The sequence below is a fragment of the Arcobacter sp. 15-2 genome, from assembly GCF_047159865.1.
In the GTDB taxonomy this organism is placed as follows: Bacteria; Campylobacterota; Campylobacteria; order Campylobacterales; family Arcobacteraceae; genus JAIOSF01.
Genome location: NZ_AP038804.1, coordinates 649,198 through 673,881, shown reverse-complemented (window position 1 = coordinate 673,881; position 24,684 = coordinate 649,198). Strand labels below are relative to the sequence as shown.

Here is a 24,684-nt window from a genome sequence, read left to right as displayed (position 1 = left end):
TATAACCTTTTAATTGAAATAATCTTTTTCTTGATCTGTAAAAAACTTCCAGCTAATAGGAAGAATTTTTACGATGGCATTTTTTTCTAATACCTCATTTTGTTTATTTAAAACCATAATGGCATTACATTTATGTAATACACCAACCATTCCTGCTGCTCGTTTTTGGGAAGCTGTAAAAAATTCTCCATCGAAGAATCCAGGTATAATAGTTGTTCTACCTTTTTTATTGTCAAGCTTTTCACCCATTTTTGCTAATAAAGTATTATGGTAGATATTTTTGCTTCCTGAAAGTTTTTGCATTATTATTTTTCCAAATACTTCAAATATGAGTGCTGCTGCAAGTGGATTTCCTGGAAGATTTAAGACATAAGTATTTCCAATTTTTCCAAAAACTGTTGGCTTACCTGGTTTGATTGTAATTCCATCAAATAAAGTTTCCATATCAAAAGAATCAAACGCTTCTTTTGTAAAATCAGCATCTCCTACACTAATACCACCGCTAGTGATAATAAAGTCAGCGTATAAAGAGTTTGATATAACATCTTTTAAAGATTCAATATTATCTTTTGCCATCCCCACAAAAGTTACATCAGCACCTAGTTCTTGAGTTCTAGCTAATAAAGTAGGAGTATTAGAATTATAGATTTGGTATTCTTCTATTTTTTCATAATGAAGTTTTAACTCTTCTCCACTTGTAAAAACAGAGATTTTTGGTTTTCTAAATACTTTTACATGTGTAATACCCTGAGAAGCCAATATAGTTACAGATGCAAAATTTAAGTCATCACCTTGGCTGAGGAGTTTTGATCCTTTTTCTATATCTTCGCCAGTAAATCTTATATGTTGATTTTTTGTGATTTTTTCAGGTAAAAGAATTGTAGATTCATCGATAACGGTTACTAACTCTTGAGGAATTATAGCTTGTGTAGAGTTTGGTACTCTAGCTCCTGTCATTATTTTAACACATTCTCCCTCTTCAAACAGTGTCTGTTTTTCACTTCCTGCAAAAATGGTATCGATTACTTTTATTTTCTTATTCGAATCTTTAGTATGCACAGCATAACCATCCATTGCTGAGTTATTAAAGGTAGGAAGAGATAATTTTGCATAAATATCTTCAGCTAAAATTCTGTCTTGAATGTTTTCAATAGGAATAATCTCACAAGAAACTTTACTGATGCTTTGACTTATAATTCGTAATGCTTCTTTGATACATATACTCATAATATTACCCCTTAATTTTTATATGATATAATACCAAAAAATATTAAAGAGGAATATTATATATGGAATTAGTAGGAACATCAGTTACTTGGCATGTCTATGCTATAGTAATATTAGTTTTGATCATGATAAACAATTTATTTACAGTTATGAAAGTTGAGGATTATTTTACGATAGTAAAAAGGTTGAAGTTAATGACACCAATTTACCATTCTATGAATGCAGTTGTTGCATATACAGGTGGAATAGTAGCAGCCTTTTCTCGTGATTTGAGTCCAACTGTTATACTTATGTTGGCAACAACTATATTTATTATGGTTTTAGAAATTAAAAGATATAAAAAAATGAGAGTGATTAAAGTTGCTGAGATTGAAAAACAACAAGAGTTTAGAGTATTTGCAAAGAAAATTTATATGATGGAGATTAGTGCTGTTGTATTCACTTATGTGATATCAAAAATATTTTAAGTTAAATTATGCAATACACTTATCATAAAGATTCATCGACTGAAACAATTGAAATAGAAGCAGAGTTGCATAAATATTTATTTAAAGTTAGACGACATAATATAGATGAAGATTTGTATTTTAGAAATCTAAAAGACAAAAATATTTATCGTTATCGAGTACAAAGTATAAACAGAAGGAAAACAATTTTATCTCTACAAGGAAGTGAAGAAAAAATTGTAGAACCTCAAAAAGAGCTTCATATTGGTTGGTGTAAAATTGAACCTAAATCTATAGAAAAAGTTATTGCTAGTTTGAATGAACTAGGGGTGACAAAAATTACTTTTATAAATTGTGAGTTTTCACAAAAAAAATACACTATAAATTATGAGAAATTGGAAAAATTACTTATTAATTCAAGTCAACAGTCAGGAAGAAGTAGCATCATCGCACTTGAAGAATCTGACTCATTAAAAACTTTTTTATCTGAAAATAAAGAGAGTTATATGTTTAATTTTTCAAAGAATTTAGTAGATGATGTTAAAAGTGATATTAGGACTATTGTAATTGGTTGTGAGGGTGGATTTTCAGATGAAGAGATCACTTTAGTAGAAAAACAAAAAATAGTGGGTATCGATTCAAGCTTGATACTTAGAAGTGAAACAGGGGTGATTACTCTTGCTTCAAAAATATCTGTTTAGATTGAAAAGAGTAAAGTAAATATAATTTTACTTTACTGTACTAAGCCCTTTGTCAATCCAACCGTAGTTTATACCACCATCTAGTTCAAAAACATTTTCATATTTTAATTCATTTTTTAAGAAATTACCAACAATTTTTGTTCTATTTGCATGTGCACATACTAAGATAAATTTTTGTTTTTTTGTTTTTACAATTTTTACAAATTGCTCCATCCATTTATTGATATCATATTTCCCATAGTTATCGAAAAAAGTTATTTTGTGACTTCCTTCTATGATTCCATAATGACTCCACTCATCTTCTCTTCTTATATCAATAAGAACAGTGCCTTTTTTTATCTCTTCTTGTACAGCTGATGTACTAAGTGTTGTAAAATCTGCTAACATTATATTTCCTAGTAATAATATAAGAAAAACTTTTTGTAACATTATTTTCCTTTTCTTTTATAAAAAAAGGGGAAGAACATTGTTCCTCCCCTTGTTCCACTATTTTATAGAATAAAATTAAAAGTTGGTAAATTACCAGCTTCTAACTATGCTATGACATCTAGAACATGCATTTAACATATCAGAGTAACCCTCTGCAGCTTTTGTATATGCCTTGTCATCTAAATTTAATTCAATAATAGTTGCATCTGCTGCAATTCTTTTTGAAGCATTTTCAGCAACATTTACCATGTGCTTTTTATTTGATGGAAGAGCTTTTTTAATCACAGCACTATCAGAAAACATTGCGTTTCCTTTTTTGATAGCTTTAAGACCTTCTCTTACCATTTGTTCATTATTGTTAATGAATCCAAATTGAACTTGTTCAATACCTTTTTGCATAATAGTCATAGAGTTTGAAAGTGTATCATTTGCATTTGCAAATGTCACACTTAATAAACCAGCTATTAAAATTTTTGTAAATTTCATCATCTTCCTTTTTAGTGAACTTGTCGCCAGATTTTAGCTTTCCATAACCAAGCAAATATTGCAAAAATCACAAGATAACCTAAGAATGGTCCACCTAAAGATTCTCTTTGCTCTTTTTTACTATCACCAACTTCTGTTAAGTAATCAATTACTTTATCCTCAGATTCTAAAGTTAAACCAACTCTAGGCATTGCTGTACCTTCTAAATGTTTTTGAGGGTTATTGATAAATTCATGTAAATAACCTTCGCTTCTACTTCGAATCATTTGAGATAAATCTGGAGGGATTACACCCATGTAAGATTTAATATTTTCATCTGGAGTTTTTGCAGCCATTGAACCACCATAAAAATCACCATATTTAATACTATGACATCTTTGACAAGCATCAGTATATACTTCTTTACTAGTCATCTCTTTTGGAGCAATTGATTGTAAGTAAGCAACGATATCTGCAATCTCTTGTGGTTCCATCCAATTATATGCAGGCATAGGATGTGAAGCACCATCTTCAAATTTATGAGATGTTTTTGCTGCTGTTGCAGGGTCTTTAATAAATGCAGCTAAATAATCAGCATTATAAATTTTACCAGCAGTACTTAAATCTGGTGGAACTACACCATAAGATGCAGCACTTGTAGCATCATCCATTACAGGAGGAAAACCAACTGCTGTGATACTATGACACGCTGTACAGTTAGAAGCAACAGATTCTGCACCTTTCGTTGCATCACCTGTTAATCCATTTAATCCATCTACATCTTTAAATGTATAATCAGGTGCTTCTACATGTGGATGTAATTTAGTGTGAGCAAATGGCTCAACACCCCAATATAATAATCCTGTAAAAAATACAACGATTGCTAATATTTTAATCTCTCTCATTATAATGCTCCTCTTGCTTTTGCATCTGCTTTAGTAACAAAAGGCATTGATGCGAATAGTAATAAGAATACTGCTGTTGCATAGAAACCTACCCATGCATTTGCACCTGTTGGAGGTAATTTACCATAAACAGTAAGTACTAATAAATCTATAATCATAATCCAGAACCAAATAAAGAATCTAGGTCTTTTATGTGCTGGTAAAATATCTGGATCTCTATCAATAAATGGAATAATTAAGAATGCAGCTTGTGCAAATCCAAAAATCATTAGTCCAATATCTCCAGCTTTTAAACCAAACATATCAAAGAAAGGTCCTCTTAATGTTTCATAAGACCATAAGAAATACCACTCAGGATAAATATGTGCTGGTGTTTTCATAGGGTTTGCAGGGTCAAAGTTAACTGGGTCCATTGCAAAGTTATAGTTAAAGAACACTAAGTAAAAATAGAATATTAAAAACAATCCAAGTACAGCAAAATCTTTTGATAAGAATACTGGCCAAAATGGAATAACTTTAGATTCTTTTTTATTTCCAGCTAAATATTTTTCAGCCTCAGCATCATAATCAATATCTTCAGAAGATTGGTTATTTACATGTGGAATTCTTAAAGTATAAAAGTGAATCACGATAAGTTTAATAATTACTAATGGTAATAAGAAAACATGTAACATGAAAAATCTAGTAAGTGTTGCATCATTAACAGCAAATCCACCTCTAATCCATTCAACAAGTCCCCAAGCTTCTAAAGATCCACCAGCAAATAAGTTAGTAATAACAGCAGCCGCCCAGTAAGACATTTGTCCCCATGGTAACATATATCCAGAAAAACCTTCTGCACTGAATGTTACAAATAATAACATACCAGAAAGCCAGATCATCTCTCTACCTTTTTTATATGAACCATAGTAGATACCTGTAAACATATGAATATATATGATTAAGAATACAACCGAAGCTGCAACACCATGCATATGTCTAAATAACCAACCATAAGCAACATCTTGCATAATTGTATAGTTTACACTATCAAATGCTAAAGCTGTATCTGGTTTGTAGTACATTAATAGGAAAATCCCACTAATAATTAAAATTGCAAAAGTAGTAGCTAAAACTACACCCATTGCCCATAAGAAGTTAATATCTTTTGGAATCCAATATTCTGTCATCATTACTTTCCAGAATTTTTTCCCATTTAGTCTTTTTTCAAGACCTTCTGCGCTAAAAAACGATTCTTTAATTTCTGCCATAGTTTATCCTTATGCTCGAGCTGTCATCATAGCTTTAGATTCAGGTCCAGACTCACCAAGAGTAAGCACTGTACCATTAACACTAAATGGAGGAATATTAAGTGGTTTTGGTGGTGGTCCAAATATTTGTTCACCATTTGGATTAAACTCACCACCGTGACATGCACATTTCCATTTGTCTTTTTTCCATGCTGGAATACACCCTAAGTGTGTACAAAGTCCAATTGAAATTGTGTATCTTTTATCTCCTATAACTAAATCACCGTCAAATTTTTCCATCTCTGCTGTTTTTTCAAGAACAAAAATAGGTTTCCCTCTCCATGTAAATGTTTGAGGTTTTCCTGGAACTAAATCAATTGCTGCTAGGTCTATAGTTGTAAACCCTGCTGCTAATACAGATGGAAGCGGATCCCATGCTTGTTTCATACCAACAAGCGATGCTGCTCCTCCAACTGCAGCTACAGCTGCAAATGACATACCAAGAAAATCTCGTCTATTTGTTTTGCTAGACATTATTTTTTCCTTTTTAGATATAGATTTTAAATCACATTAGTATAATCTTTTTTTACTTAAATTAATTAAAGTTATTAATGAATTCAGATGGATTTAAGGAAAAATAGATTGATTTGTATAATTCTGTTTAAGTTTCTATTTGTTATAATCACATACTTAAGAATAAAAGGATTATTATGGATTTTGTTTCAATTATAATGGGAAGTAAATCAGATTATGAGATTATGAAAAACTGTGCAGATACATTAGAAAAATTTAATGTACAATACGAACTAATTATTTCATCAGCGCATAGATCACCTGATAGAACAAAAAAGTATATTAAAGAAGCTGAAATTAAAGGTGCAAAAGTATTTATTGCTGCTGCTGGTATGGCTGCACATCTTGCTGGAGCTTTAGCTGCTGGAACTACAAAGCCAGTTATTGGTGTACCTATGAAAGGTGGAGCAATGGATGGTATGGATGCTATGCTTTCTACAGTTCAAATGCCGTCAGGTATGCCTGTTGCAACTGTTGCGTTAGGAAAAGCTGGTGCTGTAAATGCTGCTTATTTAGCGATGCAAATTATGGGAATTAACAATAAAGAATTAGCTGTTAAATTATTAGAAGATAGAATTGTAAAAGAGAAAGCAGTTGCTACTGACTCTAAAGAGATTGAAGTAATAATTTAATTATGAAAAAAACGAACATAACATTTTCGCAACTGTTATTAAAACTGCAACAATACTGGGCAGAACAAGGTTGTAATATTTTACAACCTTATGATATACCTGCTGGGGCTGGTACATTTCATCCAGCAACGCTTTTACGAAGTTTAGATAGCAAACCTTGGTCTGTAGCGTATGTTGCACCAAGTAGAAGACCAACAGATGGAAGATATGGTGAAAATCCAAATAGATTAGGGTCTTATTATCAATTTCAGGCTTTAATCAAACCTAGTCCAGAAAATATTCAAGATTTATATCTTAAATCTTTAGAGTATCTGGGACTCGATTTATCAAAGCATGACATTCGTTTTGTAGAAGACAACTGGGAATCTCCAACACTTGGTGCTTGGGGTCTTGGTTGGGAAGTATGGCTTGATGGTATGGAAGTAACTCAGTTTACATATTTTCAACAAGTAGGTGGTATCGCTTGTGATCCTGTTGCTGTTGAGATTACTTATGGAACAGAAAGACTTGCAATGTACCTTCAAGGTGTAGACACTATTTTTGATATCGTTTGGAATGAAAATGAATATGGAGTTACTACATACAAAGATATCCATATGGAAAGTGAAATCGAATTTAGTAAATATAACTTTGAAATAGCAAATACGGAGATGTTATTTAGACATTTTGACGAGTTCTATGAAGAGTGTCAAAAATGTTTAGAAGCTCAACTTCCTTTAGCTGCTTACGATCAATGTATGTTAGCTTCACATGCTTTTAATACTCTTGATGCAAGAAAAGCTATTAGCGTAACTAGTAGACAAAATTACATTTTAAAAGTAAGAGAACTATCTTTAGGTTGTGCGAAAATGTATAAAGATCAAGAGCCGGAAAGATTAAAAAGATTAGGGTACTAGTAAACGATGAAAATAAGAGATATTTATAACTATTTAGATTCTATATCACCATTTGGACTTCAGGAAAAATGGGATAATAGTGGTTTAATAGTTGGAAATATGAATGATGAATTTGATAATATTTATATCTCATTAGATTTAGATTTAGATATGCTAAGAAAAGTGAAAAAGAACAGCTTAATTATTACACATCATCCTCTTATCTTTACTGCTTTAAAAACAGTAAATAATGATAGCTATAGTACGAAAATTTTAAAAAAACTTATTAAAAAAGATATATCACTAATCTCTATGCATACAAATATCGATAAAACACATTTGAATAGTTATGTAGGTAGAGAGATTTTAGGATTGAATTTTCAAAAAGATGAAGATTTTATTTTAAAAGCAGATATCAATTTATCCTTTGAGAGTTTCACTAAACTTCTAAAAGATAAATTAAATCTAAAAACTTTAAAAATTGTAAATAAAAAAAAGAATATTAACAATGTTTCATTAACAACTGGTTCTGGTATGTCTTTGTTACCTCAAATTACTACCGATTGTTTTTTGACAGGTGATATAAAATATCACGAAGCGATGGAAGCAAAAGCTAGAGACATTTGTTTGATTGATATAGGACATTATGAAAGTGAGATACATTTTATAGCATTATTGGATATGCTTCTTAAAAAGTATTTGAAAACTAATGGGAAAAAAGCTATAATGCTAAAATCACACAATCCATTTAAGTATATATAAGGAAAACAGATTGAATAAACACTTAGAACAATTAGTAAAATTATCGACATTTGATAAAGATATTGTAAATTTTGATCCAAAAATCAAGAATGAAGAAGAGAAATTAAAGTCATTTACTCAAGTAGTTACAAAGTTAACAGAAGATGTAGATAAGCTTTATGTAATCATTGATGACACTAAAAATAAAAGAATCAAAAATGATCTTCATTTAAAAGAACTCTCAGATAAACTTGCAGAGATTGCTGGTAAACACAAATTAGCAAAAAATGAAAAAGAAGTAAAAGCTTTACAACTTGAAGAAGAGATTGCAAAAGAGCAAGTTGATTTTGCAAATGAAGAGATTGCAAGACTAGATTCATTAGCCCAAACAAAAACTGAAGAACTAGAAGTTTTAAAAGCTGAATTATTAACAGAAGAAGACTCTGTTAAAGAACTAAAAGAAGCAATTGATAAAAATATTGCAGAGTTAGAAAAAGAGAAAAACTCTATATATGAAGAAAAATCTGTACTAGTATCAACAGTTGATTCAAAAGTTCTTTCTTTTTATGAAAAAATAAAAAGATGGGCTCATGAAAGCGCAGTGGTTCCTGTTAAAAAACAAGCATGTTATGGGTGTAATATGAAATTAAATGACAGATTTTATAGTGAATTTACACTTTCAAATGAAATTATGACTTGTCCTCATTGTGGTAGAATTATCTATAAAGAGAACGAGCCAGCTGTTTAATTATATAACAAATAGATAATAATAATGTTTAATATTTTTTATTATCTATTGGCGTTAATTTTATATTTTCTTGCCATACCTTATTTACTTTATAAAAAACGAAGTAAAAAATATTCACAAGTTATTCCTGCAAAATTTTTTTTAAGAAACAATCCTAAATTTCAAACAGACAAAATTTGGTTTCACAGTTGTTCTATGGGTGAAACAAAAGCATTAAAACCAATTTTTGATAAATTGAATAAAAATGATATCAATTTGTCAGTTATAACAAATACTGGATATGAACAAGGTTCTCAAATGGTTGATAGTGTTCGCTATTTACCCTTTGAAATATTTTTACCTTTTTGGGTAACAAAACAAAAAGTTTTATTAGTAATGGAAGCAGAATTATGGTTGATGTTATTTTATTCAGCTTTTAAAAATGGAACAAAAACTGTTTTGATAAATGCCAGAATAAATGATAAATCATATAAAAAGTATAAAAAATATAGCTTCTTTTATAAACAATTATTTAAATATGTGGATAAAATTTTTGCACAAAGTCTAACCGACAAAAAAAGACTTGAAGATTTAGGAGCAAAAAATATTGAAGTAATTGGAAATATAAAACTGGCCAGTTTACCAAAAGTTTCAAAAGTATTAACTAAACCAAATGCAACTATAATAACTGCTGGTAGTACCCATAAAACAGAAGAAGAGTTGATATTAAACGCCTGGAATAAAAAACAAGGAAAACTTTTGTTGGTTCCAAGACATCCAGAAAGATTTGAAGAAGTTTTTGATCTAGTGAAAAATAAATACCAAGATAGTAATGTGACATTTCATAAGTATTCTGAACAGAAAAATTTTGAAAGTGACATTATTGTTGCAGATGTTATGGGGGAACTTATTAATATTTATGCGATAAGTGATGTTGTTATTTTAGGTGGTGGCTTTATAAAAACAGCAGGTGGACACAATCCTATAGAACCAGCTTTTTTTAATACAGTTGTAATAAGTGGTGAAACGATTTTCAATCAAAAGTCACTTTTTGAATGTGTCAATAACTACTATTTAGTTAAAAATGATGAATTAAAAATATACTTAGATGATATAAAAAATTTAAAACAAACAAGTTTAGGGCAAGAGGGAACTGTTGAACCTATACTCAAATATATAAAGGATATATAATTATGGAAAAAGCATATAAATTATTAGCATTTCAAGAGGGTATCTCAAATGGAAAGGCGAAAGAGCTTATCGATAAAGGTGTAGTAACTGTTATGGGTAAAAAAATTCAAGTAGCTCGTGGTGAAATGAAAGAGGATACAGTATTTAAAGTAAAAGATATTGCAAATGCAAGAGTTATTTTTGAAGATGACGATATTTTAGTTGTTGATAAACCAGCACATTTAAATTCGCAAGAGGTAGAAAAAAAATTCCCTCAAGCTGTTTTATTAAATAGATTGGATAAAGAAACAAGTGGAGTAATGTTACTTGCTAAAAATGAAGATTTTAGAAAAAAAGCTATTAATGAGTTTAAAAATAATAAAGTTTACAAAGAATATGTAGCTATTGTTGATGGCAAAATTGTAGAAGAAGAGATTATAGATTTACCAATTTCTACTATCAAAGGGAAGACTGCCCGAAGTAGAATTGATGAACTTCATGGAAAACCTGCCAAAACGACAGTTTATCCGTATATGGTAGAGGGAAAAAAGAGTAAAATAAAAATTATTATTGAAAATGGAAGAACACATCAAATCAGAGTACATTTGCAGTATGCTGGTATGCCAATTATTGGTGATTTGCAATATGGAAAGCCATCAAATCAAGTTTCAAGAGTGATGTTACATAGTAAAGTTACAAGAATATTGGGATATGAATTTCAAGCAAAAGAACCAAAAGAATTTTTTCACTTTGGATTTTAGGAATTATTTATGAAAAGCTTATATGATGATAATATTGCAAATTCTTTTACAAATGATTTAGAACACAGAGTATATACATCTAGATTATTAGGTTCAGATCCTTCTTTAGTTCTTCATGGGGGAGGAAATACCTCTGTAAAAAGTATTGTTGATGGTGAAGAGGTACTTTATGTAAAAGGAAGTGGTTGGGATTTGGCAACTATTGAAGCAGAGGGATTTGCTCCTGTGAAACTTGAAATTTTAAAAAAGATGGCAACATTGCCACAGTTAAGCGATAGTGAGATGGTATCGCAACAAAAAGAAGCTATGCTAGATAAATCAGCACCTAATCCATCTGTTGAAGCTATACTTCATGCTATTATTCCCTTTAAATATGTTGACCACACTCATAGTGATGCTGTTGTAACTATCTCAAATAGTGAAAATGGAATCGACTACATCAATAAAATATACCCAAATTATTTAGTTATACCGTATGTTATGCCAGGATTTATTTTAGCACAAACTATTTATAATGAACTGCAAAATATAAATTGGGAAACTTGTGAAGGGATTATCTTACATAATCATGGTATTTTTACTTTTGATAATGATTCCAAAAAATCTTATGAAAAAATGATTCTTGGTGTATCTAAAGCTGAAGAATTTTTAGATAAAAACGCACCTTTAGTTCTCAAAGAATATTCCGTTGAAAATAATCTAAATATAAAAAAGTTACAAGCTATTCTTTCAAAAGAGAAAGGATATGATGTTGTTATTAAAGTCAATCAATCTCCACTTGCTTTACACTATTCTTCACAAAATAATATCCAAAATTTAGCAACAAGAGGTGTATTAACCCCTGAGCATATAATAAGAACAAAAAGAAATCCTTTGATTATAGAAGATGAAAATATTCAAGACTCTTTGGATAATTTTGAAGAAGATTATTTAGAATATTATAACCAGTTTACATCAAATGAAATTATGATTAATCCTAGTCCTAATTGGGCAGTTGTAAAAAATTATGGGACACTAAGTTTTGGTAAAACAGAAAAAGAAGCTTCTATTATTGAAGATATAAATAACCACACAATGCAAGCTGTATTAAGAGCTGATCTATTGGGTGGTTATGAAAGTATCAGTTTATCAGATAGCTTTGATATGGAATACTGGGAATTAGAACAAGCTAAATTAAAAAAATAGAGTGATTTAAAATCTATACCCTTCCTAGAATCTCTAGGAAGAAAAAGATAATCTATAATATATTTAGTTGATGTACTAAATCATCAGCAATTCGTTTATAATTTCTGATATCTAATAATCTATTTTGACCTTGAATACCAACTTTAGAAACCTCCTCTTTTGATAATGATACAATCTCTTCAATTTTATCTTTGATAGCATTTTTATCAAATTCACACATCCAAGCAGAATAATTATCTTCAAAAATCGATGCATTATTTTCATTTTTTGTCATAAGACATGGAACTGCCGATGAATAATAATCAAGAACTTTCATTGGTGTAGAACTATTAAAAAGAACAATATCAGGTAAAGACGCCAAACCTACATCAGCTTTAGCTATGAGGTCTAAAAGTTGTGCTTTATTATTAGCATTATAAAGTTCAATATTTTCTTTGATATCAGGATACTTTTCAATCATTGTTTGTGCGTATTCAGGATCTTTTGTAGATATCATTAGTTTAAATTGTGTAGGATCAACCAAACAAAAAGCTTCAAGTATTGTTTCAAATTCTCGTAGTTTGTCTAAAGTCCCTGCGTAGAAAAATCTTTTTTCTATTCCATCATGTTGAATATTTTCATGTAAAACTTCAGGATCTATTGCAGAGGGGATAATAAATGTACGAGTTTTAACACTTTTTAAATAGTCATCTCTCATCTGTCTTGATGTAGGTAAAAATATATCACATTGATTTATCAAGTTTGCTTCTGAAAAAGTTTTAACTTTATTGCTAATAACATCAAAAAAACTTTTTTTATTGTTTGCTTCATCTTTTTGAAGTTTTGCAATTCTTTTTGGAAAGGAGAGTCTATATCCTAAAATGAAATTGTACTCATGTTTTACATTTATAACTTCTTTGAGTATTGCTGTATGATTTCTTACAAATACATATTTATATTTTCCAATATATATTTTATTTCTATCTAATTCATTTATGATGTCATGTTTATGTTTCAATGGCATTATAAAATGATTTTTATTTTTTATCTCAAACTTATCACTTGTTTTTGAAAAATACATAATATCAACTTCAAGATGTTTCCCTAAATATTTTTCAAATAAAGGACCTATAAAACTATGTTCGGTATTTTCATTTTGATCTGTTAAGTATAAAAACTTATCCATTAATAATCCTTTCAAAATAAATTATATATAGATGATATATGAAATGTTGCAATTTTACTCACAAAATCATTTAAAAAGTGGACTAAACATTTAAATATGAGTATAAAAGTAACAAAATTGAAGTTGAATATAAAAAATAAATCGTTTGAATAATCTATATGTTAATGATTTATTTTGGTATACTTTTATATCAAAAAAGGATAGAGATGAAATATTTAATGGCTATTGATGCTGGTACAGGAAGTTTAAGAGTTATACTATTTGATACAAAAGGCAATCAAATAGCTATTTCACAAAATGAATGGATACACTTAGAAGAAGAGGGTGTAGAAAATTCTATGAGTTTTGATTGGAATATGAATTGGGAAATAACTCAAAATGCTATACTTGATGTGACTAAACAAGCAAATATAAATTCAAAAGATATATTAAGTGTTAGTGCAACTAGTATGCGTGAAGGTATAGTACTTTATGATAAAGAGGGAAATGAACTTTTTGCAGTAGCCAATGTAGATGCAAGAGCGAATAATGAGGTAAAGTATTTAAAAGAAAAGTTTCCGAATATTGAAGATGAGTTTTATAAAATTTCAGGGCAAACTTTTGCATTGGGAGCACTTCCACGAATTTTATGGTTGAAAAATAATAGACCAAAAGTTTATGAAAAAGTGTCATCTATATCGATGATAAGTGATTGGATATTATACAAATTAAGTGGTGTGATTGCAAATGATCCAAGTAATGCAGGTACTTCGGGAATATTTTCCTTAGATAAGCGAGATTGGATGAGTTCTATGGCAAAAAAAGTTGGGATTAAAGATGATATTTTTCCTAGAACTTATGATGTGGGTGAAGTAATAGGTCATGTAACAAATAGTAAAGTTGGATTAGATTCATCTACATTAGTTGTTATGGGTGGTGGTGATGTGCAGTTGGGTTCAGCTGGACTTGGTGTGGTTGAATTGGGTGATGTTGCTATTTTGGGCGGTTCATTTTGGCAACAAGTTGCAAATATATCAAGTGCAACTAAACCTCCAAAAGATATGAGTATACGGGTAAATCCTCATGTTATTCCTGCTCAATCTCAAGCCGAAGGAATCACATTTTTTTCTGGACTTGTGATGAGATGGTTTCGAGATACTTTTTGTGATATGGAAAAACTTGAAGCTAAACAAAAAGGTATTGATGTTTATGAACTACTTGAGGAAAAAGCTAGTAAAGTGCCTGTGGGTTCACACGGAATTATCCCTATCTTTAGTGATAGCATGAAGTATGGAAAATGGTATCATGCAAGTCCAAGTTTTTTAAATCTCAGTATTGATTCTGCCATTTGTAATAAAGCAAGTATGTTTCGATCTTTACAAGAAAATGCATGTATAGTAAGTGACATAAATCTTAAAAAAATAGAATCTTTTAGTGGTATCAAAACAAAACAAATAGTATTTGCAGGTGGAGCAAGTAAGGGAAAACTTTGGTGCCAAATCCTAGCAGATGTAACTGGATGTGTTGTTAAAATTCCAAATGTAACAGAAGCTACAGCATTGGGTGCTGCTATGGCTGCTGGAGTGGGAGCAGGAATCTATAAAGACTTAAGATCTGCATCAAAAGAACTCGTGACTTGGGATAAAGAATATACTCCAAATAAGAAGAACTATGAACTGTATAAAAGTATAAAAGAGATTTGGCAAAAAGCTTATGACAAACAACTAAAATTAGTAGATGATGGTACAACTAAATCAATGTGGAAAGCACCTGGTCTGTAGTTTAAAATAAATTCGATAAAATACAAATATAAAATAGAAGGATAAAATATGACAATAACAAAAAGAGTAACATTTATAGCAAAAGAGGGTTGTGAAGAGAAGATGAAAGAGCTTTTAACAGCTATGGTAGAACCTTCAAAAAAAGAACCAGGTATTATTTTTTATGATATCTTTCAATGTAAAGAAAATAAAAGAAAATTTTACGCAGTAGAATCTTGGGCAGATGAAAAAGCATTAGATGGACACAAAGCTACAGAACACTATGCAGTATATAAATCAAGCTTCGAGCCATATTGTGAAGATAAGTATACAGAAGAGTTAGATATTCTTGGATAGTATTACTTATGAAATAAAAAGGGGGAAAGTTTTACCTTTCCCCTTTTTTTATTAGTGATAATAGAAATTAAACTATATCACAACCTTTTTCACCCTCAACTATCTCACCGATAACATAACCATCAGTTTTAGAAAGAATAGTATCTACTTGTGAAGCGTTAGCTACAAAAATCATACCTACACCCATGTTAAATGCTCTGAACATTTCAGCTTCTTCTACATGTTGACCCATAAGCTCAAAAATAGGAAGAACTTGTACTTGATCTCTTTTTACAATAGCTCTTAAGTTATCAGGTAAAACTCTAGGTAAATTTTCAACGATACCGCCACCCGTGATATGTGCTAAAGCGTTGATATTTTCTTTACAAGCTTTAAAATCTTTTACATAGATTCTTGTTGGCTCTAAAAGTGTGTCTATTAAAGTTCGACCGTTAAAGTCATCTTCAAATTTCATACCTAATTTATCAAGTAATAGTTTTCGTACCAAAGAGAAACCATTTGAGTGAATACCTGAACTTGGAAGAGCGATTAAAACATCACCAGCTTCAACTTTTGAAACTCTATCCATTTCATCTTTTTCTGCAATTCCTACACAAAAACCAGCTAAGTCGAAGTCACCCTCTTTATACATACCAGGCATCTCGGCAGTTTCCCCACCGATTAATGCACACTCAGATCGAATACAACCCTCAGCGATACCTTTTACAACAGCAGAAGCTTCTTCTACTTCAAGTTTAGCAGTAGCATAGTAATCTAAGAAAAATAACGGCTCACCAAAATTACAAATTAAATCATTTGAACACATAGCAACTAAATCGATACCAACAGTATCAAATTTTCCAGAATCGATAGCAAGTTTTAATTTTGTACCAACACCATCAGTCCCAGCTAAAATAACTGGTTTTTTATAACCTTCTGGTAATTCAAATGCACCAGCAAAAGAACCTATTCCACCTAAAACACCTGGAATTTTTGTTGACTTTACATATGGCTTAATATTTTCTACGAAACTGTTACCAGCATCTATATCTACACCAGCGTCTTTGTATGAAATTGTACTCATCTTTTACTTCCTATATCACATTTTTTTGTTATCATGCAAAGAGGACAAAAATTAGATAATCCAGCAATAAGTGGGATAACACCTAAATACCACCATGACCAACTTAGTGTTCCATCACTTAATAAATATCCAATAATAATAGCCATAAGACCTATTACAATTCTAAATGGGCTACAAAAATTTCGTATTTTTTCGATTGTATTCATAATTTTCCTCTTTAATTTTTACAAGTTATTTGCATTTAACTATTTTTTGGTATTATACCTAAAAATAATTTAAAAGGCTTATAAATGGCAAGTACTGATAGCAAAAACTTCGCGTATGATGAGATGATGGTACATGTACCAATATGTTCACATAAGGAGATCAATAAAATTTTAGTAGTAGGTGAAGTGTCTGAAGATTTCAAAATGGAACTGGCAAAACATGAATGTAAAGATATTACTTATACAGACGAATTAAATTTAGAAGGTCAATTTGATATTATTCTATATAACAAAGATATACCAACAGAGTTAGAGATGGCAAATGTAGAGAGATGCATAGAGCCTAAAAAAGGTATTTTTGTAACAAAAGCTTCTAGACTTTCAAAAGATTTAGAAATATCAAAAAAAGAGATAGAAACTGTAGGTAAAAATTTTTGGATTTGTATGCCATATAGTTTCGGACACAATACACTTATATTTGCTTCTAAAAAATATCACCCTCAAGCGGAGATAGTACTTCAGGTTTCTGATCTATTAGAGGGGTGCAATTATTATAATACAGAATTACAAAACTCTTCATTTATACACCCAACATATATCACAAAAGCGATAACTGGTATTGCAAAACGATAATAACGCATTTCAACATGCAATAGTATTAACAGGTGGGATAGCAACAGGTAAGAGTACTGTTGCATCCCTATTTATGCTTCATGGCTTTTTAACTATTGATGCTGATAAAATAGCACATAAATTACTAGATATCTATTATGAAGATATTGGAAAGTTATTTGGAACTGAATATATAGAAAATAAAAAAGTTTTAAGAAAAAAGTTGGGAACACTTATTTTTAGTAATGTTGAAGAGAAAACAAAACTAGAAAATTTTATTCATCCGTTAATAAAAGATGAGATTATAAAAGAAGCAGCAGTATTTGAATCGCAAAAAAAACCTTATTTAATTGATATTCCATTATTTTTTGAACGACAACACTATAATATTAAAAAGTCTATTGTAGTGTATATACCCAAAGAGATGCAGATCGAAAGATTAATGAAGCGGGATAATTCTACAAAAGAGGAAGCACTAACTCGTATCAACAACCAGTTGGATATAGATGAAAAAAAGAAGTTAGCAACTTATGTGATTGATAATACAAAAGATTTAAAACATCTTCAAAATGAAGTGGAACGGATAAAAAATATACTTATAAATTAAATATAGTTAAGGCTATTTAATTTATAGTAGTTTTATTTGCGTGAAAATAGTTTTCCTAAAACTCTTGGAATACCCACAAATATATAAAGTACTAATGTAAAAACAAAAGGATGGATAATGCCAGGTAAACCAAAAGCTCCTCCTGATTGTAAATTTAGAAGATGTTCTATTGGATGATCTATCCATTGTTCAAAATGCATACCAATACTTAAAAATAAAAATAAACCTATAAAAATTCCTATCTCTTTTTTCATATTTTCCCCAATAAGAAATAATAAAAAAGCCTAAATTTTAAAATTTAGGCTTTTGAAATCTATTTATTTATGCTTTACCTGAAAGCATACCGTAAACTGTCATTGGTTTTAGTAAATAAACTTTTAATAGCCACCAAATATATCTCTCTTTTGTTGGGTCAAGTAAAGATATAGATGCAGCATTTTTACCACTTTTCAATTCTTTTGAGGCCCAGTTAAACTCTGCTAACATTACTGTTCCAATATCAGTAATCAATGGACATACTGTATATCCATCATATTTAGCATTTGTTTTAGGTATTTCACCTTTTTCCATCATTGAGATGATATTGTTTACTACTACTTTATACTGTTTTCTTACACTACCACCTGTTTTACCCATAGGAACAGCTGCAATATCACCCAGTGCAAATATATTTGGGTACTTAACATGTTGTAGAGTTTCTTTATTTACAGGTACCCATCCTTTTTTTGAACCTATTGGTGACTTTGCAATCTCTGTTGGTGCTTTCATTGGCGGTGTTACATGAATAAAATCAAACTCTTTCTCAACCATTGTATGAATAGTCTCTTTTACATTTTCTTCGAGGTCTTCATCATAAACTTCATTAAATTTGCTGTGGTCATCAAAAACAGCTATACCATCTTTTATCTCAACTAAGTTGTGTTTATAAGAATAGTTCATATTTCTAGCTTCAAATTGTTTCACAATTGCATCATGATAATCTTTTATTCCAAACATTGTACTTCCATTAGGATAAAAATGTAAATTGGCATTTGCTCTTGCTTGTTCTCCAGCTTCATTTAATCGTGCATTTGTAAGATACATGATTTTCTTAGGAGCACCACCACATTTGATTGGTGTATTTGGATGAGTATATAGTCCATTTACTTTTTGACCTTTTTTTGCTTTTTCAATAAACGCTTGCAAGTTAGTCCATGTTTGTTCAGCACCATCTATTGTGTAAATTGAAGAAACCCCTTTTTTAGTTAAAAGTTTTACTGCTTCTGTATTATTTCCAACAGAGTATAACTCTCCAACTTCTTCTAATCCTTTAATTGAACCATAATCAAGTGTAACTCCCGTTGATACTACTAAATAATCATAAGATATGATTGTCCCTTTATCTGTTGTAACGGTGTTGTTGTCAGGGTTGAATTCTACTGCTTTTTCAGCAATTAATTTTGTGCCATTAGGAACAAAATCATCTCTTTTATACATTAAATCATTTTTTTTCCATAATCCAGCAGCTACAAGAGTTTGACCTGGTTGATAAGATACAGAATTTGGTTCTGGTTCAAGTATTGTTATATCAGGATTTGATAAACTGTTTGTTAATCTTGCTGCTGTAGAAGTACCTGCTAGTCCTCCACCAATAATTAGAATTTTTCCTTTTGCTTCACTTGCATTAGCAACAGTTGCAGCTTCAAGTTCTGTTCCTCCAGTAAAAAGTGCAGCTCCACTTAATCCCATCATTTTCATTGCGTCTCTTCTTGAGATACCTTTGTCTTTTAAGATTTTATCTAATTGGTGTAGGTCTTTTTGCAGATCTCTATTTTCAATCATTATTTTTCCTTTAGCATTTGTAAGTTGTTTATATTTTTTCTAGATTATCATAAAACAAATAATATAATCCTTAATATTTAGTCGAGATTCAAAATTTATAATGATTACTTATATTTTAAATTTGTTATACTCATACCTTGTATTAATATTAAGAAATTGTTCACTATTTTTAAAAAAGATCACTTGTGAATTTGTAGTTTGTTGTAAAAGTGTATTTATTCTATGTGTATTATTTTTAATCATGGATGATACAAGTGGAAGCAAAGTTTTTGAAAAGATTCCACAGAGATTATGTACATTGTATTGATCTTTAGCTAAGGTTATATCAAATTTATTTGACTCTTTACAAAGAACTTCAAAGGTCTTATTTTCAATAAAAGGTACATCTACAGTTATAATAAATATTTTATCTTCTTTTATATTTTTTAAGATTGATTTAAGTGCAATCATAGGTGAGTAAATCTTTTGTGATTCATCATATAAGATTTTGCAATCAAAATTAAACTTATTTGTTTTACTTGAGATATAAACAGTAGAAAATATTTGTGAAAGTTTATTGTGTTGATACTCAATAAGAGTGTTGAAGTTTTTAAAAGGGAGGAGTGATTTATCTTCACCCATCCTTTTACTTGCACCACCACTTAGGATGATACAAGGGATATTTATCATTTTATAATGATGATGGATCTGTGATATATCCACTAATAGCTGAAGCTGCTGCAACAGCACTATTTGAAAGATATACTTTAGAAGTTCTACTTCCCATTCTTCCTACAAAGTTTCTATTTGTAGTAGAGATACAAACTTCATCATCACCTAAGATACCCATATATCCACCTAAACATGCTCCACATGTAGGGTTTGAAACAACAGCACCTGCATCAATTAAGATATCAATATATCCAAGTTTTGTAGCCTCTCTTAAAATCATTTGAGTACCTGGAGTTACAATCATTCTTGTGTGTTGTGCTATTTTTTTACCATTTAAAATTTCTGAAGCAATTTTTAAATCACTTAATCTACCATTTGTACAAGATCCTACAAATACTTGATCAACTTTGATATTGTCTTCTACAGCTTGAGTAATTGAGTGACCATTTTCTGGTAAAAAAGGATAAGCAATAACAGGCTCTAGTGCAGCTACATCGATTTCAACAACTTGAGAATAAACAGCATCTTCATCACTATAAAACTCTTTTGGAGTATCTCTTAAACCACCATTAACTTTAGCTCTATCGTCTAAAAATTCTCTTGTGATATCATCAACTGCAACTATACCATTTTTAGCTCCAGCTTCAATTGCCATATTACATAATGAAAATCTATCATCCATACTTAAGTACTGAATCGTATCACCAGTGAACTCTAAAGTTTTATATAAAGCTCCATCAACACCTAGAATTCTAATAATTTCTAGAATTAAATCTTTCCCAGTAACAAATTGGCTAGGTTTCCCTTTGAAAACTACTTTGATAGCTTCTGGTACTTTAAACCAGTTTCCTCCAGTAACCATTGCAAATGCTAAATCTGTACTTCCCATTCCTGTTGAAAATGCCCCAAGTGCACCATGTGTACAGGTATGTGAATCTGCACCAATGATAACATCTCCAGGAATTACTAAACCTTTTTCAGGTAAAAGAGCATGTTCAATCCCCATATCTTTTTCATCAAAAAAGTTTTTTAAATTATGTTTAGCTGCAAAGTCTCTACTTACTTTAGCTTGGTTTGCTGATGCTATATCTTTTGCTGGAATAAAGTGATCAAGTACAATACTAAAGCCATCAGGATTGGCTAGTTTTGTAGCACCACTTTCTTCAAATGCTTTGATTGAAATAGGAGTTGTGATGTCATTTCCGATAACCATATCTATAGGACTTCGTACAATCTCACCCGCAAATACATCATGTCCAACATGATTACTAAATATTTTTTCTGTTATTGTTTGTGCCATTTATATATCTCTTTTTATTATATTTTTATTATCATATCAAAAAAATCATTTTATACCACTTATAAGCCATTTAAGGTTAAAATAAAATATATATTATGTGAAATAAGGAATAACTTTGAATAATAAAAATATTATATTGATTGGTTTTATGGGAGTAGGAAAAGGTACTATTGCTAGAGCTTTAGTAAAACAAAGCGACTACTTTGCAGTTGATACAGATGATTTAATCGAGAGTTTAGAAAATAAAAAAATCAAAAAAATTTTTGAAGAAAACGGCGAGCCATATTTTAGAAATTTAGAAAAGAAATGTGCATTATGGTGTGAAAAAAATGTCAAAAATTCTATCATTTCAACGGGTGGTGGATTTTATAAACAACCAAATATTAAAAATATAGGAACAGTGATATATCTTGAATCTACATTTGATAAAATTATAGAAGGTCTACACAATGCTCCAAATTCGAAAAAGAAGTTTAAAAAAAGACCACTTTTAAACAACTTGGAAGAAGCAAGAAAAATTTTTAATCAAAGAATACTTGAGTATAAAAATGTAGCCGACATCATTATCAATGTAGAAGATTGGGATGCAAATATCGCTGCAGGAAAAATTTTGAAAGAGATTTCTAAGTAATTGTTAAGAAGAAAAACATCTTTTAGAAATATTAAAGATAATTTCGATATAATCCACAACTTATTTTTGTTTGAGCGTTTAAATGCCAAACTTAATAATTCAAAATTTTCGCAAAGGAGTCCTAACAATGCCAAAGATGAAATCTAACAGTGGAGCTTTAAAAAGATTTAAAGTGAAAAAAAATGGTTCGATTAAAAGAGGAAGTGCTTTCAGAAGTCACATTCTTACTAAAAAAAGCCAAAAAAGAAAAGTAAATCTTAGAGGTCCACAAGTTGTAGCTGATGCAGATGCAACAAGAGTAAAAAGAATGTTAAATAAAGCGTAAGCATAAGCTTATACTGAGTATAACTATCTTTTTTTAAGTCCTATAAAGAAACAGTCCCTCCGATTTAGTTCGGATAAGTTCAGTACAAATATGTACAGACACCAAATACACATGTTGTATGTTGGTAAAGAAAGGAAAAAATATGCCTAGAGTAAAAACTGGTACAACAAGAAGAGCAAGACATAAAAAAATTCTTAAACTTGCTAAAGGATTCTACAGTGGTAGAAGAAAACATTTTAGAAAAGCAAAAGAAGCTGTTGAGCATGCAATGCAGTATGCTTACAGAGATAGAAGACAAAAGAAAAGAGATTTTAGAAAACTTTGGATTGTTAGAATCAATGCTGCTTGTAGATTAAACGGTATGAGTTACTCAAGATTCATGAACGGTTTAAACAAAGCTGGTATTGCACTAGATAGAAAAATTTTAGCTGATATGGCTATGAATGATGCTGCATCTTTTGCAACAGTTGTTGCAAGTGCGAAAGCAGCTTTAGAAGCGTAGTCTTACACTTTTAGAGTAAAAAAGGGAGATACTTTTGTATCTCCCTTTTTTTATGCCTATAAATAAAGAAGAGTTTTCTTCTTTATTTATTTTAGAATCTGTAACTAACTGATAGTCGTAAATCAGATGCTTCTTTTACTGGGTCACCATACATTGCTGCGTTTGTTGCATTAATATTATCCAAACTATTTGGTGTACCATCTGCTCCAAAAAATGCTTGACTTCCTGTGTAGTCATATTTTATTTGAGTATATCTTGCATTAAACTTTAAAGCTTTTGTGATAGGTTTATCATAGTAAATCTCCCATGCAGTACCTCTGGCAGCTATTTTACTTCCAGCCATAGTGTCTTCACCATAAGTCATACTTCTCCAGTACTTACTCCCTTTATTCCACTCGATACCAATTCTTCCATCATCTGTTAATAAACAAGGAAAATTTACACCGACCCAAAAAGAGTGACCGGTTTTGCTTTCACTACTACCGAGCATTCCCCCATTTAAAGAGTGTGTAGTATTTGGATCTGTTTTACTTTGTGCCCATGATACAAAAAGTTGTGTATCATCAAGAAAATCGTTGATTCCATCACCTAAACCATTAGCTCTTATCATTGCTGTTAAAAGCTCTAATTCCCCAACATCTTGAAATTTATTATTTGCATTGTTTCCATCAGTTATATCTGTTTGTGTAAATCCAATCATATTTACCGCTTTTGCATAATTTGTGTGGATTGAATATTGTCCATTATCCCAAGGTACAAAAATAAAACCATACATATCTACATCTGGATTTTCAGTATCGTCTTCTGTATAAGATGAACCATCAGATTGAAATCTAGGTTTAGCATTTGTAAGACCTCTACCTGTACAAAGCTTCCACCACATACCATCTACACCTGTTACTTTATCTAAGTTAAATTTTGAACTTAATCCATCAAACTCTACATTTACAGTATGTGAAAGTGGCGAATTGTCTTTCATCCCTTCTCTCATATTGATACCCAATCCATCTGTTGAAGGTCTACGACCAACTGAAATAGTCCATGGCACAGCTGTATCAAACAAAGTTTCATTTTTATATAACCAATATGCTTCTTTTACTTTCAAAGTGTTGTCATTTGCATTTTCACTTGTCACCCAATCAAAGTTAGCATAACCAGGATTTGTATTTGCCTGAGAGTGATTTGCTGAATCACCATAAGCTTTGTAGTAAGCAAGTTTTCCTTTAAAAAGTACATTGTCACTTGGCGCAAATGCCATACCTAACCATAATCTATTTGTTAACAGATCTGGATTTGATGATTTTTTTCCACTTGCATGTTTATAATGTATAGAATCAAATGCAGTTCTAAAGTCTATATTCCATTTTATATTGTCTTTTGCATCATGTGCTTTCACTTTATTGATTTTTTTGTTTAACTTTTTATTTGCTTTAATATCATTTTTTTTTACAACTTCAATTTTCTTATTTAATTTGTTTTGTGCAGTTGAAAGTTGTTTTTCAAGCAATAAAATTTTTTTCTCCATCGCATTTAATCTCTCTTCTAAGTCACTTGATGCAAAACTTGTTGTGACAAGTGCTGCCACAGACGAGAGTATAATTATCTTTTTTTTCATTAAATTTCCTTATTTTTAATATAA

Annotated in this window: 30 protein-coding genes; 16 read left to right on the top strand and 14 right to left on the bottom strand. The window is 30.4% G+C overall.

Annotation, left to right across the window (positions count from 1 at the left end):
- Positions 1–9 precede the first annotated feature (9 nt).
- Positions 10–1,227, bottom strand: coding sequence for a molybdopterin molybdotransferase MoeA (locus ACMCMH_RS03680; RefSeq protein ID WP_412727207.1), 1,218 nt, complete (start codon positions 1,225–1,227; stop codon positions 10–12).
- Between the two features lie 62 nt (positions 1,228–1,289).
- Here ACMCMH_RS03680 and ACMCMH_RS03675 point away from each other — a divergent pair, with 62 nt between their 5' ends.
- Together ACMCMH_RS03675 and ACMCMH_RS03670 are read left to right on the top strand one after the other, a co-directional pair.
- On the top strand, positions 1,290–1,694 hold the full coding sequence (locus ACMCMH_RS03675) for a hypothetical protein (protein WP_412727205.1): 405 nt from the start codon (positions 1,290–1,292) through the stop codon (positions 1,692–1,694).
- Positions 1,695–1,702: 8 nt separating this feature from the next.
- Positions 1,703–2,374 carry a 16S rRNA (uracil(1498)-N(3))-methyltransferase gene (locus tag ACMCMH_RS03670; RefSeq protein ID WP_412727203.1) on the top strand — a complete coding sequence of 224 codons (672 nt, stop codon included), beginning with the start codon at positions 1,703–1,705 and terminating at the stop codon, positions 2,372–2,374.
- A gap of 27 nt (positions 2,375–2,401) precedes the next feature.
- On the opposite strand, the gene ACMCMH_RS03665 is transcribed toward ACMCMH_RS03670, so the two are convergent.
- The 5 genes from ACMCMH_RS03665 to petA form a co-directional block, all read right to left on the bottom strand.
- Positions 2,402–2,803: a rhodanese-like domain-containing protein gene (locus ACMCMH_RS03665; RefSeq protein ID WP_412727201.1), complete on the bottom strand. Its 402-nt coding sequence runs from the start codon at positions 2,801–2,803 to the stop codon at positions 2,402–2,404.
- A 90-nt stretch (positions 2,804–2,893) separates the two neighbouring features.
- On the bottom strand, positions 2,894–3,289 hold the full coding sequence (locus tag ACMCMH_RS03660; RefSeq protein WP_412727199.1) for a hypothetical protein: 396 nt from the start codon (positions 3,287–3,289) through the stop codon (positions 2,894–2,896).
- Positions 3,290–3,300: 11 nt separating this feature from the next.
- Complete coding sequence (locus tag ACMCMH_RS03655) at positions 3,301–4,173, bottom strand: c-type cytochrome (protein ID WP_412727197.1); 873 nt, start codon at positions 4,171–4,173, stop codon at positions 3,301–3,303.
- Positions 4,173–5,423: a cytochrome b gene (locus ACMCMH_RS03650; RefSeq protein ID WP_412727195.1), complete on the bottom strand. Its 1,251-nt coding sequence runs from the start codon at positions 5,421–5,423 to the stop codon at positions 4,173–4,175. The genes ACMCMH_RS03655 and ACMCMH_RS03650 overlap by 1 nt, the downstream gene beginning before the upstream one ends.
- A 9-nt stretch (positions 5,424–5,432) precedes the next feature.
- The gene (gene petA, locus ACMCMH_RS03645) at positions 5,433–5,936 is read right to left on the bottom strand and encodes a ubiquinol-cytochrome c reductase iron-sulfur subunit (RefSeq protein ID WP_412727193.1); all 504 of its coding nucleotides are present in this window, start codon (positions 5,934–5,936) and stop codon (positions 5,433–5,435) included.
- Between the two features lie 176 nt (positions 5,937–6,112).
- On the opposite strand from petA, the gene purE reads away from it, so the two are divergent.
- The 7 genes from purE to ACMCMH_RS03610 are packed head-to-tail and all read left to right on the top strand — an operon-like array spanning position 6,113 to position 12,066.
- Positions 6,113–6,607: a 5-(carboxyamino)imidazole ribonucleotide mutase gene (purE, locus tag ACMCMH_RS03640; RefSeq protein ID WP_412727191.1), complete on the top strand. Its 495-nt coding sequence runs from the start codon at positions 6,113–6,115 to the stop codon at positions 6,605–6,607.
- 2 nt (positions 6,608–6,609) lie between these two features.
- The gene (glyQ, locus tag ACMCMH_RS03635) at positions 6,610–7,503 is read left to right on the top strand and encodes a glycine--tRNA ligase subunit alpha (protein ID WP_412727189.1); all 894 of its coding nucleotides are present in this window, start codon (positions 6,610–6,612) and stop codon (positions 7,501–7,503) included.
- Positions 7,504–7,509: 6 nt separating this feature from the next.
- Positions 7,510–8,244 carry a Nif3-like dinuclear metal center hexameric protein gene (locus ACMCMH_RS03630; protein ID WP_412727187.1) on the top strand — a complete coding sequence of 245 codons (735 nt, stop codon included), beginning with the start codon at positions 7,510–7,512 and terminating at the stop codon, positions 8,242–8,244.
- A gap of 10 nt (positions 8,245–8,254) precedes the next feature.
- Positions 8,255–8,971, top strand: a complete 717-nt coding sequence (locus tag ACMCMH_RS03625) for a zinc ribbon domain-containing protein (protein ID WP_412727185.1) — start codon at positions 8,255–8,257, stop codon at positions 8,969–8,971.
- A 24-nt stretch (positions 8,972–8,995) separates the two neighbouring features.
- The gene (waaA, locus tag ACMCMH_RS03620) at positions 8,996–10,141 is read left to right on the top strand and encodes a lipid IV(A) 3-deoxy-D-manno-octulosonic acid transferase (RefSeq protein ID WP_412727183.1); all 1,146 of its coding nucleotides are present in this window, start codon (positions 8,996–8,998) and stop codon (positions 10,139–10,141) included.
- Positions 10,142–10,143: 2 nt separating this feature from the next.
- Positions 10,144–10,881, top strand: a complete 738-nt coding sequence (locus ACMCMH_RS03615) for a pseudouridine synthase family protein (RefSeq protein ID WP_412727181.1) — start codon at positions 10,144–10,146, stop codon at positions 10,879–10,881.
- Between the two features lie 9 nt (positions 10,882–10,890).
- Positions 10,891–12,066 carry a class II aldolase/adducin family protein gene (locus ACMCMH_RS03610; RefSeq protein WP_412727179.1) on the top strand — a complete coding sequence of 392 codons (1,176 nt, stop codon included), beginning with the start codon at positions 10,891–10,893 and terminating at the stop codon, positions 12,064–12,066.
- A 52-nt stretch (positions 12,067–12,118) separates the two neighbouring features.
- Here ACMCMH_RS03610 and ACMCMH_RS03605 read toward each other — a convergent pair whose 3' ends face one another.
- Positions 12,119–13,231: a glycosyltransferase gene (locus ACMCMH_RS03605; protein WP_412727177.1), complete on the bottom strand. Its 1,113-nt coding sequence runs from the start codon at positions 13,229–13,231 to the stop codon at positions 12,119–12,121.
- A 206-nt stretch (positions 13,232–13,437) separates the two neighbouring features.
- On the opposite strand from ACMCMH_RS03605, the gene lsrK reads away from it, so the two are divergent.
- Entirely contained in the window at positions 13,438–14,991 is a 1,554-nt protein-coding gene (lsrK, locus tag ACMCMH_RS03600) for an autoinducer-2 kinase (RefSeq protein ID WP_412727175.1), read from the top strand.
- Positions 14,992–15,039: 48 nt separating this feature from the next.
- The gene (locus ACMCMH_RS03595) at positions 15,040–15,327 is read left to right on the top strand and encodes a putative quinol monooxygenase (RefSeq protein ID WP_412727173.1); all 288 of its coding nucleotides are present in this window, start codon (positions 15,040–15,042) and stop codon (positions 15,325–15,327) included.
- 67 nt (positions 15,328–15,394) lie between these two features.
- Here ACMCMH_RS03595 and purM read toward each other — a convergent pair whose 3' ends face one another.
- Together purM and ACMCMH_RS03585 are read right to left on the bottom strand one after the other, a co-directional pair.
- A complete protein-coding gene (purM, locus tag ACMCMH_RS03590) occupies positions 15,395–16,390 on the bottom strand; it encodes a phosphoribosylformylglycinamidine cyclo-ligase (protein ID WP_412727171.1) in 996 nt (331 codons plus the stop codon).
- Positions 16,387–16,596, bottom strand: a complete 210-nt coding sequence (locus ACMCMH_RS03585) for a DUF2892 domain-containing protein (RefSeq protein ID WP_412727169.1) — start codon at positions 16,594–16,596, stop codon at positions 16,387–16,389. The genes purM and ACMCMH_RS03585 overlap by 4 nt, the downstream gene beginning before the upstream one ends.
- A gap of 84 nt (positions 16,597–16,680) precedes the next feature.
- Between ACMCMH_RS03585 and ACMCMH_RS03580 the strand changes: the two genes are divergently transcribed.
- Complete coding sequence (locus ACMCMH_RS03580; RefSeq protein WP_412727167.1) at positions 16,681–17,229, top strand: spermidine synthase; 549 nt, start codon at positions 16,681–16,683, stop codon at positions 17,227–17,229.
- A complete protein-coding gene (coaE, locus tag ACMCMH_RS03575; RefSeq protein WP_412727165.1) occupies positions 17,216–17,815 on the top strand; it encodes a dephospho-CoA kinase in 600 nt (199 codons plus the stop codon). The genes ACMCMH_RS03580 and coaE overlap by 14 nt, the downstream gene beginning before the upstream one ends.
- A 32-nt stretch (positions 17,816–17,847) precedes the next feature.
- Here coaE and ACMCMH_RS03570 read toward each other — a convergent pair whose 3' ends face one another.
- From ACMCMH_RS03570 to leuC, 4 genes are all read right to left on the bottom strand, one after another.
- Positions 17,848–18,069 (bottom strand): hypothetical protein, encoded by a 222-nt coding sequence (locus tag ACMCMH_RS03570; protein WP_412727163.1) that lies wholly within the window; start codon positions 18,067–18,069, stop codon positions 17,848–17,850.
- A gap of 67 nt (positions 18,070–18,136) precedes the next feature.
- Positions 18,137–19,636, bottom strand: coding sequence for an NAD(P)/FAD-dependent oxidoreductase (locus ACMCMH_RS03565; RefSeq protein WP_412727161.1), 1,500 nt, complete (start codon positions 19,634–19,636; stop codon positions 18,137–18,139).
- 108 nt (positions 19,637–19,744) lie between these two features.
- A complete protein-coding gene (locus ACMCMH_RS03560) occupies positions 19,745–20,257 on the bottom strand; it encodes an NTP transferase domain-containing protein (RefSeq protein ID WP_412727159.1) in 513 nt (170 codons plus the stop codon).
- A gap of 49 nt (positions 20,258–20,306) precedes the next feature.
- Complete coding sequence (leuC, locus tag ACMCMH_RS03555; RefSeq protein WP_412727157.1) at positions 20,307–21,587, bottom strand: 3-isopropylmalate dehydratase large subunit; 1,281 nt, start codon at positions 21,585–21,587, stop codon at positions 20,307–20,309.
- Positions 21,588–21,735: 148 nt separating this feature from the next.
- On the opposite strand from leuC, the gene ACMCMH_RS03550 reads away from it, so the two are divergent.
- The 3 genes from ACMCMH_RS03550 (at position 21,736) to rplT (ending at position 23,045) form a co-directional block, all read left to right on the top strand.
- On the top strand, positions 21,736–22,218 hold the full coding sequence (locus ACMCMH_RS03550; RefSeq protein ID WP_412727997.1) for a shikimate kinase: 483 nt from the start codon (positions 21,736–21,738) through the stop codon (positions 22,216–22,218).
- 127 nt (positions 22,219–22,345) lie between these two features.
- The gene (gene rpmI / locus ACMCMH_RS03545; protein ID WP_412727155.1) at positions 22,346–22,543 is read left to right on the top strand and encodes a 50S ribosomal protein L35; all 198 of its coding nucleotides are present in this window, start codon (positions 22,346–22,348) and stop codon (positions 22,541–22,543) included.
- A gap of 142 nt (positions 22,544–22,685) precedes the next feature.
- Positions 22,686–23,045, top strand: a complete 360-nt coding sequence (gene rplT, locus ACMCMH_RS03540) for a 50S ribosomal protein L20 (RefSeq protein ID WP_412727153.1) — start codon at positions 22,686–22,688, stop codon at positions 23,043–23,045.
- Positions 23,046–23,136: 91 nt separating this feature from the next.
- Here rplT and ACMCMH_RS03535 read toward each other — a convergent pair whose 3' ends face one another.
- Positions 23,137–24,660 carry a DUF3373 family protein gene (locus ACMCMH_RS03535; protein ID WP_412727151.1) on the bottom strand — a complete coding sequence of 508 codons (1,524 nt, stop codon included), beginning with the start codon at positions 24,658–24,660 and terminating at the stop codon, positions 23,137–23,139.
- Positions 24,661–24,684 lie beyond the last annotated feature (24 nt).